Genomic DNA, 12437 nt, shown 5'->3' with positions numbered 1-12437 from the left:
GAGCGGGGGTCGCTCATGTGCATCCGGCGTCGTTTTTCGGCCGCAGGCCCGGCTCGCGGACCATCGCGGTGATCTCGGCGGCGGCACGCTCAGCACGGCCTGGGCGGCGCAGCCGTCGCTCCAGCGGCGGGAAGCCGACACTGCCGACGGGGGTGTCGTCGACATTGGTGCGGCAACGGACGATCAGCTCACCTTCGGGGGTGTAGACAGCGCCGATGACATCCGCCCACGGGAGATGGGCAGTACGCCACAGGCCGCGAACGTGCAGTCCATTGGAGTCGGCGGTGATCCGCCAGATCATCATCCGGAGGCAGACGCTCACCCAGTACAAACCACCTACCGACCAGAAGGGCAGCTGCCACCACGTAGGGGAACCCGTGAAGAGCGTCCCCAGCAGCATGATGGTCACGACGATCAACGCCGCTCCGACGGAGCGCGCCACCGGACCTGCCTGCCACCGGACCGGTCCGGTGGCAGGGGTCATCGCGGCGAGGGCGTTTTGGACGCGGGCCTCAGCGGCCCTGCGGTGTGCGGCCGTGCGTGCTGTGCGTGCTGTGCGTGCTGTGCGTGCTGTGCGTGCTGTGCGTGCTGTGCGTGCTGTGCGTGCTGTGCCGGGACGGTATACCCCGGGCTTGCCCGTGCCGTCGGGAGAACCGTGCCGTATCGGGGACGCGGTCCCCTCGACGAGCCACTGCCCGGACTCCGTTGCGCTCGCCAGAATCAACTCACCGCCCTCGCGAGGTGCACCGTAGAGCAGGGCTTGGCGCAGTGCCGTGCGGGTACCGGTGTGGGGCTCGTAGCTCAGCACCGGACGCAGGGTGGCGGTGTCGTCGGCGGCGAATATCTCCGTACGCCCCTGATCGTGACGGGTCAGGACGCGCAGTACCGGGACCGGGGCGCGGTGCAGCGCCACCGCCCGGCGGCGGGAGAGCAGGCCCGAGCCAAGCACGGTGACACCGAGCCCGGCGAGGACGAGTGCCAGCGCCTGACGGCCGGTGCGGTCGCCGTAGGGCTCAGTGGCGAGCCGCATCCAATCGCCGTGCATCAGCACCGGCACGCTACTACCAACCCGATAGCTGCCCTGCGCGTCGAACCTGTGTCGTGTGTTATCGGAGAGGCGGACAGTGACGGTGTAGTCGTCAGTGTTGTAGGCCACGACTCGGGCGTTCTCCGACGTGGCCGTACGAGCCAGGCGGTCGTCTGCCCGGTCGTCCACGACGACGGTCGCAATCAGGGCACCGGCCACCGCGCACAGGATCGCCCCCACAATGCCGCGGACCAGGCCCCGGCGCCAAGGGCGGACGTCGTCCGTCGCCGGGGCAGGCACCGTGATGCCGCCGGCCGCGTCGAGCACGAGCGAGCGTTGGCGGCCGCGCGCCCGCAGCCGCGCCACGACGGCCGCCCAGCCCCAGCACAGCCCCGCCACAACGACGGCGTCCGCGATCTTCTCGGCCGGCCCACCCAGCCAAATATCGGGATTGCTCATCCAGATCAGCAGCAACGGAGCGGACACGAGCGCGAGTTCCGGTAGCACAAACAACCACACCAGGTGCGGCAGGAAGAACATCGATCCGGCCGCATCGAGCCAGTCCGCCCCACAGGGCGCTGCCACCGTGCACATCGAGTCGGGCGAGAACATCACCGCCGCCATGACCACCGCCACCAGCAGCACCACAGCCGGCCCCACCGGCCGCGCCCACGCGGGCACCCGGACGTCCGCCCACCGCCTGGCATCGGCGGACACCCAGGGGCGAGCGGGAACATCCGCATACGGCACTGAACTCGTCGTCACCCGCGCATTATTCGTCACGGTTGTATGCCCCCTGCGCCTGGGGCCACCCCGAGTAGTACGCCCGGTGGCGAACGCCGATCGATACTGCCGTTGGTCTCAGTTCCGGTCTCATTCACAGACTTTTTAAGCGCTTGGCCGCAGGTTCAGTCCTGCCGGCCGTCACCAGCAAAAACGCCCCAGAGGGGATATTCCTCCAGGACATTTCGTGTCTCTGGCGGTAACGGAGCAGTGGCCGCACCAAACCAGCAGTAACTGTCGAGGGCGGCGCAGCGTGCCGTCAAGCTCCGATCCGTCATCCGTCTCGTTTCGCAGAGGCGATCACGGAGGAAACGACGGCGGTCACGACGAGGCTCCCCATCATGGCCATCCCCACGCCGACCATGAAGAGGCCGCTGGAGTCGTCCGACCAGTCGTACTAGGCAGCAACGGTGAGGCCAGCCGTGGTGCCGAGCACAGCGCCTGCGGGCCCGCATCCGAGAGTGCGGTCCCTCTCGCGACTCTCCGCTGTCCCACCTGTCCGGCTGTCTGGTTATGCCTTTCACCTGCATAAACGGCCCGGACAGCTCGCAGTGCTGGTGTCCGGGCTGTCCGGTCACAGACGGGCTGCAACACCCGGGGTGTTGCAGCCCGTCGGCGAAGCCGACCACTCAACAGGCGCAGGAGCCGGAGGCGACTTCCCATCTGCTCTGGCTCACGAGACGCAAACCGCAGGACGCGAAACTGCCCCTACCGGATCAAGGCCCGCGCACAGCGCTGGCGCGCGCCGCCACGAGGACAACTCGCACCCATGAGGGCCGGTACCGCGCCCCGAGCCCTGGCCAGCTTCCGCAACCTGGGCATCAGTACGTTCCGCCTGGCCGGACGAGCCAACAACGCCCATGCCCGCCGCGATCTCCTCAACCACAACGACGCCTTCGCCGTCTACGGCATCTGATCAACCACTACGAAGTCGGCACAACGGAACAACGCCGGGGCCGTGCAGATCTACAAGGACGCTGCTTGCGGGACAAGCGCGCCGACGCGCTGCGGCTGACCCGGATCACCGGCCAAGTTGACCTCGGAATGCCCACCATCGGCACAGCCCGATAGCCAAGCCAGCCGGATCGCTCCAGCGACTGGGCCACGCAGGGAGTGAACCGGCCTGCGGGCGGGGCCGGAATTTCGCTTGCTCGTCATTTCTAGGCCGCCATTGATGCCATGTCGCACTCCCTGTGATCCAGTTCACTGGAGCGCCCCCCTCAACCGGACCTGAAAGAGGGACACATTGTTGGGACGCACGCTAAAGCGCGGGCTCATCACGCTCGTCGCCGTCGGCCTTGCCTCTTCCGTAGTGTCGGTCACCACGGCATCGGCAGCCAGCAGCCCACTGACGCTCGCCGTGTTCGGAGACTCGCCGTACGGCAAGACGGCGTACGCGCCCGCGGGCCAGACCGCCGACACCTCGCAGCTCCAGAAGACCCCGGCGTTCATCGGCACCATCAACAGTGACCCGACGGTCAGCGACGTCATCCACGTGGGCGACATCCACTCGGGCAAGGAGTTCTGCACCGAGGACTACGACGCCTCGATCGCGTCCGCGTGGCAGACCTTCACGAAGCCGCTCGTCTACACCCCGGGTGACAACGAGTGGGCCGACTGCCACAAGGCGTCGAGCCTCACCTCGCCCGGTCAGGGCGGCGGCTTCTACGACTCGGCCTCCGGTGCGATCAACTACATCGGCACAAGCGGCCTGTCGACCAACCCGGCGGACTGCGTCAACTACCACTGTGGCAACCCGCTCGACAATCTCGCCAAAGTACGGCAGGACTTCTTCGCGCAGCCCGGCCACACCCTCGGCAGCGGGACACTGAACGTGGTGTCCCAGGCCACCGCCTACGACCCGAGCCACCCGGCCGACGCGCAGTACGTCGAGAACGTGATGTGGGCTCAGAACGACATCGTCTTCGTGACCGTCAACGCGCCGGGCGGCTCGAACAACGACGCCGACCCCTGGTACAAGGCGCCGGCCGCGACTCGGGCGCAGACCGACGAGCGGACCAACCGGACCGCGGCCGACGTCCGCTGGCTCGATGCCGCCTTCGCCGACGCGCGGGCCAAGCACGCCAAGGCCGTGGTGATCTCGGTGCAGGCCGACATGTGGGACCTCGACGGCAAGACCAAGGACCACCTGACGAACTACGAGCCGATCATCAGCGAGGTCGCAGCGAAGACGACCGAGTTCGGCCGCCCGGTGCTGATGCTCAACGGTGACTCGCACCTGTACCGCTCGGACAACCCGCTGTCGCCGACGGCGACGTGCACCGGCGAGACAGACCCGGCCACCGGCGCCAGCGTGTGTGCCCACGACCCGGGTAACAACGCGTGGAACGAGCACCCGTACTACAACGTCTCGAACTTCCACCGGATCGTCGTGCACGGCAGCACCACCCCGCTGGAATGGCTGAAACTGACCGCCGACCCGAACGCCAACTACGCCGTCACCGACACAACCTACGGCCCGTTCAGCTGGCAGCGGATGCCGCAGCCGCAGTTGTAACCCGCCAACTGCACACGACGGGCCACGGAGTCCGATGCGGACTCCGTGGCCCGTCGCGGTCCCGTCGGAAAGCCCGGTTACTTCAGCGCGGCGGACGACTTGTTCAGCAGCCGGCCGGCAACGATGAGCTGCGAGCCCTCGCCGTAGCCGACCGAGCTGGCCAGCTCCACCGCGCGCAGTGAGCCTTTCTCGTGCGCCCGGCAGAGCAGCAGGCCCACGGACGTCAAGGAAGAACCGCGTGGGCACTGGGGGTATGTCCGCATGCTTGCCCACCTCGGCCCGCTGACCGCGTGGCGCCCGGCGGGCAGCGAACTTCTGGTCCTACACGGGGCGGGGCACGCCGGTCCGTCTGCGCTCGCGCACGCCTATCTCAACAACACCCTGCACCTGACCGGCCGGGGCAGGGTTGGTCGATGCCCGAACTGCGGGCCCTCAACGGCCGGTTCCCACAGCCGGAGAGCTTCGGCGGGGAGATCACCCCGCTCATCCCCGGCCTCCGCCACACCGGAGGCAGGCCAGCTCGCGCCGGGCCCTGACCGGCAGCAGCCACGGAGCGGTCCTGCCCGTGGTGCTGGCCAACGGACTGAAGATGGGAGGCCCTTCCCTTCTGGCCTCCCTCACCAGGAACGAGGTACGCGCGTACTTCACCGGGCTCGGCTATCAGCCGTTCCTCCACGACGGCACTGACGTAGGCAGCTTCAGGGACCTGCTGGCCGGTGCCTTCGCCCGCATCCGTCCCCTCGGCACGGAAGGGCGGCAGCCGGTGATCGCGCTGACCATGCCCAAGGGCCACACCGGGCCCGAGCAGGTCGCCGGGCGGAAGATCGCCGGACGCCGGCCGTTCACAAGACCCCGCTGAAAACCCCCGCAAGGACCACGGCCCCGGCGTTGTTCCGTTGTGCCGACTTCGTAGTGGTTGATCAGATGCCGTAGACGGCGAAGGCGTCGTTGTGGTTGAGGAGATCGCGGCGGGCGTGGGCGATGTTGGCTCGTCCGGCCAGGCGGAACGTACTGATGCCCAGGTTGCGGAAGCTGGCCAGGGCTCGGGGCGCGGTACCGGCCCTCTCGCGCGACACACCTCCGACACACTACGGGATGCTTTGAGATCCCCGACCAGCTTCCGCGCAGGTCAGACGGCACTTCTCACACGATCGGCGCATTCTCTCCGGAGCCGTGTGCGCAGGTTCGAATCCTGCCGGGGCACAGAAGCCGGACCAGCGCGATCAACCTGCTGACCAGCCAAAGTGCCAGACATTAAGAGCCGGACCCAGTCCTACTGGGTCCGGCTCTTTGTCGTTGTTACGCACTGATCGCGAGTGAGCAGCGAGTGGGTTCAGGGACCTAAAGGCCGGTAGCGGACGGCGGGTCACGGGCGTGCCGTGGGTGTCCGAGCTCAGGGCAGTGGAGTGGTCCAGAACATCAGGCAGCTTTGGCTCAGCCCTTGCACCCGCTGTCGTCCCGATAGCTGATCTCGGGATCGTCGGCTTGGTGTCTCTTGCTTCGGCAGGCCCTGTACGTGTCCGGAACTGTGGCTTCCATCATGGCGAATGTGATCTTGTCCTGGTGAGATCGCCGGATGCTCGGTTTCCTGCTCCGTCTCCTGCCGTTCTGGGTCCGCGAGCCCCTGCTCATCGCGGTCGGGTCGGTTCTCGGCGTACGCATCATGTATCTCGCCGTCCGCGATCACGATCGGGTCGCGGCCGGTCTCGGCGTGGTGTTCCTCGTGTTCACCGCAATACGCGTCTACGCGGTGATCCGGGCCCTGCGCGCACGCCGGAACCCGAGTCCGACAGCCTCCGCAGACGGGGCGGCAGTCGATGCTGCCGCCCAGCTCCAGGCCCAGGCCGGAACCGGGCCGCGTCCCAGCCCGGACACTCCGGAGAAGGAGCACAACCCGTGGCGCCAGGCCATCGCGGCCGTGGCCGTGTTCGGGGCACTCGCGGCCTCGGTGTGGGTGGGCCCACGCTTCATGCCGTCCGACGACAACGCCCCGCAGGCCGCCTCGTGTTCGGACGGGGCACACGAGGAGCTTCCGAAGGCCTACAAGGACACGCCCAAGCCTGTGACCGGTGAAGAGCTGTGCAAGGCGCTCTACCGGCCAGACCTGGCCAAGCTCCTTGGAACGCCTGGAGAGACCGCGACCACTGTTTCCGGCACCAACAACACCGCTCCTCTGACTGATGGGAAGGTCGCCCAACCGGAGGCCGAGGTCACGTTCGACACGTACACCGTGAATGTGTCGGCCACTTACAACGAGCTGTCGATCGACCAGTACGTGAAGCTGATGAAGTTCGGGGACGAGACGGACATCAAGACGCTTAAGGTTCTCGGTCGGCCCGCGGTCCTCTCCTCGGATCACACCATGAAGTTCGAGATCAATCTCGGGAGTGGCGGTTCCGGCGGACCGGTCGAACAAGGCCCCCTGGCCAGGACGCTGTCCGTAGCCCTGGACCGTAATGACCGAGGCGGCTACTGCGAGATCACCGTGTGGAGCACGTCCGGAGCCCTCCCGAACGACAGCGTTCTCCTCAACATCGCCGAGAAGGTTCTTCCGAGGATCCCCTAACGACCTGTCCGATGAGACGCCGAAAACATCTCGGCGAAAAGATCGGTCCAGTCGCGCCGCCGGCGACAGCATCAGTCTTGTGACGGGATCCGTGCCGCAATCTCCGGAGCCGTGTGCGCAGGTTCGAATCCTGCCGGGGGCACTCGCTCGGGATCAGCAGAAAGAAATCAAGTGCTGACCGGGGCGGATGCCGACATGAGGGAGCGGGAACCAGTCTTGCCGGGTCCCGCTCTTTGTCGCTTCTTTGTCGTTGTTGAGCACTCCTCGCGATAGACCTGCGATAGAGCCGCGCCCGATTCAAGCGATGGGACGTTGTCCCCATCCCCTGCTCGGGCAGGGGATGCACAACGCACAGTGCCCATCGCGTGCGGCGATGGGCACTGTGCATGGCCGTTACCCGGCGGTGAGCCTTGCTCACCTGCGGTTTCAGCCCCAGATGTCGTAGTACTGGAAACCGTTGCCGACCGAGACTCGGGTGCCGAAGATCTCGCTGGTGGCCTTTGCGGTACCCGGGTACAGGTACAGCGTGCCGCCGGGGGTGCGGGCCAGGAAGTCGGCCAGGCCGTCGCGGGTGATGTCGCCGACCGCGTCGAAGGCGTTGTAGCCGGTCCAGGCGCTGCGGACCTTGATGCGGCTGGAGAAGGCCTCGGAGCCGGTCTTGCCGGTGCCCTTGTACAGGTACAGGTCGCCAGTGGTCTTGTTGCGGGCGATCAGGTCGGCCTTGCCGTCACCGGTGAAGTCGCCGTGGCCGCGTACGGAGTTGTACTGGTTCCAGCCGGTGCGGACCGAGAAGCGGGAGCCGAAGGTGCCGTTGCCCTTGCCCGGGTAGATCCACAGGGTGCCGCCGGAGTCGACGGACAGGATGTCGGGCAGGTAGTCGCCGGTGACGTCGCCCGGCGCGATGATCCGGGTGCGGGTCTTCCAGCAGGTGAAGATCTTCGTGTCGGTCCAGGAGCCGTCCGTGCGGGCGCTGTTGAGCACGAAGTGCTCCCATTACACGTCACCGGTGGAACTGGCACGGTAGATCAGGTCCTGGTAGCCGTCGCGGTTGAGCTGCGTCTCCAGGACGCGCTCGAACTCTGTGCCGCCTCCCCCATCGTGTTCTCCGCTCACCGGCCGACCGTATCGCGCGGCCGACAGGCAGAGTGCCGGCACCTGACCGAACAACTGACAGAGTTGCCGGGGAACCCATGAGAAGTGCCGGGAAACGCCCAAGAGCTGATGAGGAGTCACCATGGTTACGACAGTCAGCAGGACCGACGACGTCCGGGCCAGGGCCGAGGCCGCGCTGGCGCGCTGTGGAGTCGAGCTCGGCGCCGTCAAGGGCGATGCCCTGGCCGCTCGTACGCCGATCACCGGTGCGGAGCTGTTCGGGCTGCGCGCCGACACCCTGGAGGGTGTCGATCGGGCCGTCGAGGCGGCGCACGCGGCGTTTCTCGGGTGGCGGAGCGTACCGGCGCCGGTGCGGGGCGCGCTGGTCAAGCGGTTCGGGGAGCTGCTCGGCGAGCACAAGGAGCACCTCGCCGACCTGGTCACCGTCGAGGCCGGGAAGATCCGCTCCGAGGCGCTCGGCGAGGTGCAGGAGATGATCGACATCTGCGACTTCGCGGTCGGTCTGTCCCGGCAGCTCTACGGCCGCACGATGCCCTCCGAGCGTCCAGGGCACCGGCTGATGGAGACCTGGCACCCGCTGGGCGTGGTCGGCGTGATCTCCGCGTTCAACTTCCCGGTGGCCGTGTGGGCGTGGAACGCCGCGGTGGCCCTGGTCTGCGGTGACACCGTGGTCTGGAAGCCCTCCGAGCTCACCCCGCTGACCGCGCTGGCCTGTGCCGCCCTGCTCGACCGCGCCATCGCCGAGACGGGTGCCCCGGCTCACCTCAATCAGGTCGTGCTCGGTGGGGCCGATATCGGCGAGCGGCTCGTCGATTCGCCGCTGGTGCCGCTGGTCAGCGCGACCGGTTCGACTCGGATGGGGCGTGCGGTGGGGCCCCGGGTGGCCGCCCGGTTCGGCCGCAGCATCCTGGAACTCGGCGGGAACAACGCGGCCGTGGTGACTCCCTCGGCGGACCTCGATCTCACCGTGAACGCCGCCGTGTTCGCCGCCGCGGGCACGGCGGGGCAGCGGTGCACCACGCTGCGCCGGCTGATCGTGCACGACGACGTCGCCGACGCCGTCGTGGAGCGGCTCACCGCCGCCTACGGACGGCTGCCGATCGGCGATCCGTTCCAGGAGTCGACCCTGGTCGGGCCGCTGGTGAGCGAAGCCTCGTACGCCAGGATGAGCTCGGCCCTCGACCGCGCCGTCGAGGAAGGCGGCACCCTGTGCGCGGGCGGCGAGCGGCAACTCGCCGAAGCGGCACCGGGCGGCTACTACGTCCGCCCCGCGCTCGTACGCATGCCCGCGCAGACCGCCGTCGTCCGCGAGGAGACCTTCGCGCCCATCCTGTACGTCCTCACCTACCGCGACCTCGACGAGGCGATCCGGCTGCACAACGACGTACCGCAGGGCCTGTCGTCCGGGATCTTCACCGCCGACCAGCACGAGGCCGAACGGTTCCTGGCCGTCGACGGCGCGGACTGCGGGATCGTGAACGTCAACATCGGTACGTCGGGGGCGGAGATCGGCGGCGCGTTCGGCGGCGAGAAGGAGACGGGCGGGGGCCGCGAGTCCGGCTCCGACGCCTGGCGGGCGTACATGCGGCGAGCGACCAACACCGTGAACTACTCGGGGCGGGTGGCGTTGGCGCAGGGGGTGGACTTCTCGCAGTAAGGAGCGCGCCCGTCCTGTCCGAGCAGCGCCCTCTCATGCCAAGGGGCCGGGCCGAACGTGCCCGAGTTTGATCACTTGGGATATTCAGGGCGGGCGCCTGCCGGGCGAGCACAACAATGCGCGCATGGCCGATGACTGGAAGCAACATCTGGACAAGCTGCACGCGGGGCTGGTCGGGCGGGACGATCCGGCCGCCTGGGTGGCCGAGGCCGATGCTGTGGACGCCTCCCGGCGGTATCCGCACTTCGCGCTGCGCGGCCCGGTCTTCGGACTTGCCGCGCAGGACGCCGAAGCCGGCCCGGAGTGGCGGGTGTTGCAGCCGCTGACCAACGGCATGCCGCAGCAGGTCCGGGACGGTCTGAACTCCCTGCTGTGGTTCAGGGCCAAGGACGACACCGACGATCCCGGCGTACGGCGTGAGCTGCTGGCGGCGGTGGCGGTGCTCGAACGTGAGCCGGTGGACGAGTTGAGCGTGCTCGGCGTGCGCTACCGCGTCGTACGCGGCGACGAGTTCGCGCGCAGCGGGCCGGACGGGCTCGAACCGCCTCGGCCCACCGACCTGGAGCCCGCCGAACTGTCCTGGGAGGGCCGGCATACGACGCCCGAGCGCGATGTGGGGTTCGTCTTCGCGCCCGGTGAGGACGAAGGGCTCATGGCGGGCGCCTTGAAGATGGCGATGCGGGAGTTCGCGTACACCGGCGCACGGTTTCCCGCCGGGGTGCGCGCGGACTCCGAGCGGGCGATCACGAGCCACCCGGACGTCGTGCTCCTTCCCGTCGGCTTCGGCGTCGTGGAACACGGCGCGCGCGGGTGGCAGCCGCGCGGCGCGCTGATGCCGACCCCGCACGACGCGCGGCGGATGCTCTACGACGGGATGAACGAGATGTGGCCTCTGCTGTACGAGTTCGGCGAGGCGAAGCGAGGGCGGTACGCGCGGGCCGCCGAGAAGTTCAGGGCCGCCCGGCACGCCGATGAAGTCCGCGTGGACGACAGCCTGTTCAGGATCTGCCGTATCGAGCGGATGGCCCGGTTCGGCCCCGACGGGCCGGAGCCGCCCCGCCCCTCCGACCTGGACGACTACGGCCCGATGAAGATGCATCCGACCATGGACGAGGACGGCACGCTCCACCACGAGGAATGAGCGGCGCCCTGCACGACGGAAGCGTGTCGAAAGCGTCAGGGGCGGTCCCCCGTGGGACCGCCCCTGATCAGGTGTCAGCGAACCTCAGCCGGTTACGCCTTCGCCCCGGACGTCTCCGGCTCGGAGTCCGGCGCGGTGGCCGACCCCGGCGCGGCGGCGGTCGCCGGGCGTACGGGGATGAGCGAGGCGACGGCCGCCGCCGCGAGGCCCACGCCGCAGCCGATCAGCATGGCGACGCGGAAGCCGCTCTCGGAGGCGAAGGTGTAGGGGCCGAACTTGGTCGTCATCTGGGCCAGCACCACGCCGATCACGGCGGCGGCCACGGAACTGCCGATGGAGCGCATCAGCGTGTTGAAGCTGTTGGCCGAGGCGGTCTCCGACTGGGGCACCGCGCCCATGATGAGGGCCGGCATCGAGCCGTAGGCGAAGCCGACACCCGAGTTGCAGACGATGGTCACGAGCAGCAGGCCCCAGGGGGAGCCGGAGCTGATCAGCGGCAGGGAGATGCCGTAGCCGAGGGCGATGATCAGGGCGCCGACGATCAGGGTGACCTTGGGGCCCTTCGCGGCCGACAGCTTGGCGCCGACCGGCGAGATCAGCATCATCATCAGGCCCGCCGGGGCCATCCACAGGCCCATGGCCAGCATCGACTCGCCGAGACCGTAGCCGGTGGCCTCGGGCAGCTGGAGCAGCTGGGGGATCACCAGCGCCTGGGCGTACATCGCGAAGCCGATCAGGATCGAGGCGGCGTTCGTCGTCAGCACCTGCGGACGGGCGGTCACGCGGAGGTCGACCAGCGGGTCGGTGATGCGCAGCTCCCACCAGCCCCAGGCCAGCAGCACGATGACGGCGGCGGCGAACAGGCCGAGCGTGGTGCCGCTGCCCCAGCCCCAGTCGGCGCCCTTGGAGACGGCGAGGAGCAGACAGATCAGCGCGGTGCCGAGACCCAGTGCGCCCAGGAGGTCGAAGCCGCTCGACGCGGTGTTCTCGCGGCCCGCGGGCACGAAGAAGTAGATCAGCGTGCCGACCGCGAGGCTGAGCGCGGCGACGACCCAGAACAGCACCCGCCAGCTGGCGTTCTCGGCGATCGCCGCGGAGAACGGCAGGCCGAGCGCGCCGCCCACACCCATGGACGCACTCATCAGCGCGATGGACGTGCCCAGCTTCTCCGCCGGCACCACGTCGCGCAGCAGGCTGATGCCCAGCGGCACCACGCCCATGCCCATGCCCTGCAGACCACGTCCGGCGATCATCGGGATCACCGAGGAGGACAGGGCGCAGACCACCGAGCCGAGGATGAGCGGGACGAGGGAGGCCAGCAGCATGCGCCTCTTGCCGTACATGTCACCGAGGCGACCGGCGACGGGCGTCATCACCGCGGCCGCCAGCAGCGTGGCGGTGATCACCCACGAGGCGTTCGAGGCGCTGGTGTCGAGCAGGGTCGGCAGTTCCCCGATCAGCGGCACCACCAAGGTCTGCGTGATCGCGGCCACGATGCCCGCGAAGGCAAGGATGCCTACGACCCGGCCGGAGCCGGTCTCGGGCTTGGAACTGTCCACGGGTACTCCCTCAGGGCGATCAGAGTCATGTGCATCATGCAATTGATGTGCATCATGCACGGCAATTGCATCA

At 68.5% G+C, this 12437-nt stretch carries 10 protein-coding genes and 1 pseudogene; 6 read left to right on the top strand and 5 right to left on the bottom strand.

The window, feature by feature from the left end; genetic code table 11:
• Positions 1-13: 13 nt before the first annotated feature.
• Positions 14-1792: a hypothetical protein gene (locus AB5J50_RS33925; RefSeq protein ID WP_369262147.1), complete on the bottom strand. Its 1779-nt coding sequence runs from the start codon at positions 1790-1792 to the stop codon at positions 14-16.
• A gap of 787 nt (positions 1793-2579) precedes the next feature.
• Here AB5J50_RS33925 and AB5J50_RS33920 point away from each other — a divergent pair.
• Both AB5J50_RS33920 and AB5J50_RS33915 read left to right on the top strand, forming a co-directional pair.
• A complete protein-coding gene (locus tag AB5J50_RS33920) occupies positions 2580-2726 on the top strand; it encodes a hypothetical protein (RefSeq protein ID WP_369262145.1) in 147 nt (48 codons plus the stop codon).
• Positions 2727-3059: 333 nt separating this feature from the next.
• A complete protein-coding gene (locus tag AB5J50_RS33915) occupies positions 3060-4328 on the top strand; it encodes a hypothetical protein (protein WP_369262144.1) in 1269 nt (422 codons plus the stop codon).
• A gap of 77 nt (positions 4329-4405) precedes the next feature.
• Here the strand turns inward: AB5J50_RS33915 and AB5J50_RS33910 are convergent, their stop codons facing one another.
• A complete protein-coding gene (locus AB5J50_RS33910; protein WP_369262142.1) occupies positions 4406-4555 on the bottom strand; it encodes a hypothetical protein in 150 nt (49 codons plus the stop codon).
• Between the two features lie 338 nt (positions 4556-4893).
• Between AB5J50_RS33910 and AB5J50_RS33905 the strand changes: the two genes are divergently transcribed.
• Positions 4894-5187, top strand: a complete 294-nt coding sequence (locus tag AB5J50_RS33905) for a hypothetical protein (RefSeq protein ID WP_369262140.1) — start codon at positions 4894-4896, stop codon at positions 5185-5187.
• A gap of 61 nt (positions 5188-5248) precedes the next feature.
• On the opposite strand, the gene AB5J50_RS33900 is transcribed toward AB5J50_RS33905, so the two are convergent.
• Positions 5249-5404 (bottom strand): hypothetical protein, encoded by a 156-nt coding sequence (locus tag AB5J50_RS33900; protein WP_369262138.1) that lies wholly within the window; start codon positions 5402-5404, stop codon positions 5249-5251.
• A gap of 500 nt (positions 5405-5904) precedes the next feature.
• Between AB5J50_RS33900 and AB5J50_RS33895 the strand changes: the two genes are divergently transcribed.
• On the top strand, positions 5905-6894 hold the full coding sequence (locus tag AB5J50_RS33895; protein ID WP_369262136.1) for a DUF6215 domain-containing protein: 990 nt from the start codon (positions 5905-5907) through the stop codon (positions 6892-6894).
• A 426-nt stretch (positions 6895-7320) separates the two neighbouring features.
• Here AB5J50_RS33895 and AB5J50_RS33890 read toward each other — a convergent pair.
• Positions 7321-7962, bottom strand: a pseudogene (locus AB5J50_RS33890) (FG-GAP repeat domain-containing protein); the annotation flags it as partial.
• Positions 7963-8128: 166 nt separating this feature from the next.
• Between AB5J50_RS33890 and AB5J50_RS33885 the strand changes: the two are divergent.
• Both AB5J50_RS33885 and AB5J50_RS33880 read left to right on the top strand, forming a co-directional pair.
• Positions 8129-9664 carry an aldehyde dehydrogenase family protein gene (locus AB5J50_RS33885; protein ID WP_369262134.1) on the top strand — a complete coding sequence of 512 codons (1536 nt, stop codon included), beginning with the start codon at positions 8129-8131 and terminating at the stop codon, positions 9662-9664.
• 124 nt (positions 9665-9788) lie between these two features.
• Positions 9789-10805 (top strand): DUF5954 family protein, encoded by a 1017-nt coding sequence (locus tag AB5J50_RS33880; protein ID WP_369262132.1) that lies wholly within the window; start codon positions 9789-9791, stop codon positions 10803-10805.
• Between the two features lie 92 nt (positions 10806-10897).
• Here the strand turns inward: AB5J50_RS33880 and AB5J50_RS33875 are convergent, their stop codons facing one another.
• Entirely contained in the window at positions 10898-12364 is a 1467-nt protein-coding gene (locus AB5J50_RS33875) for an MFS transporter (RefSeq protein ID WP_369262130.1), read from the bottom strand.
• Between the last annotated feature and the right edge of the window lie 73 nt (positions 12365-12437).

The organism is Streptomyces sp. R35, assembly GCF_041053035.1.
GTDB lineage: Bacteria > Actinomycetota > Actinomycetes > Streptomycetales > Streptomycetaceae > Streptomyces > Streptomyces lutosisoli.
This window is presented reverse-complemented; position numbering and strand designations above follow the sequence as displayed.

Bases quoted from the DNA above. Each gene is read 5' to 3' on its own strand.
- AB5J50_RS33920 (WP_369262145.1), top strand. From the start codon at position 2,580: ATGAGGGCCGGTACCGCGCCCCGAGCCCTGGCCAGCTTCCGCAACCTG.
- AB5J50_RS33895 (WP_369262136.1), top strand. From the start codon at position 5,905: ATGCTCGGTTTCCTGCTCCGTCTCCTGCCGTTCTGGGTCCGCGAGCCC.
- AB5J50_RS33885 (WP_369262134.1), top strand. From the start codon at position 8,129: ATGGTTACGACAGTCAGCAGGACCGACGACGTCCGGGCCAGGGCCGAG.
- AB5J50_RS33880 (WP_369262132.1), top strand. From the start codon at position 9,789: ATGGCCGATGACTGGAAGCAACATCTGGACAAGCTGCACGCGGGGCTG.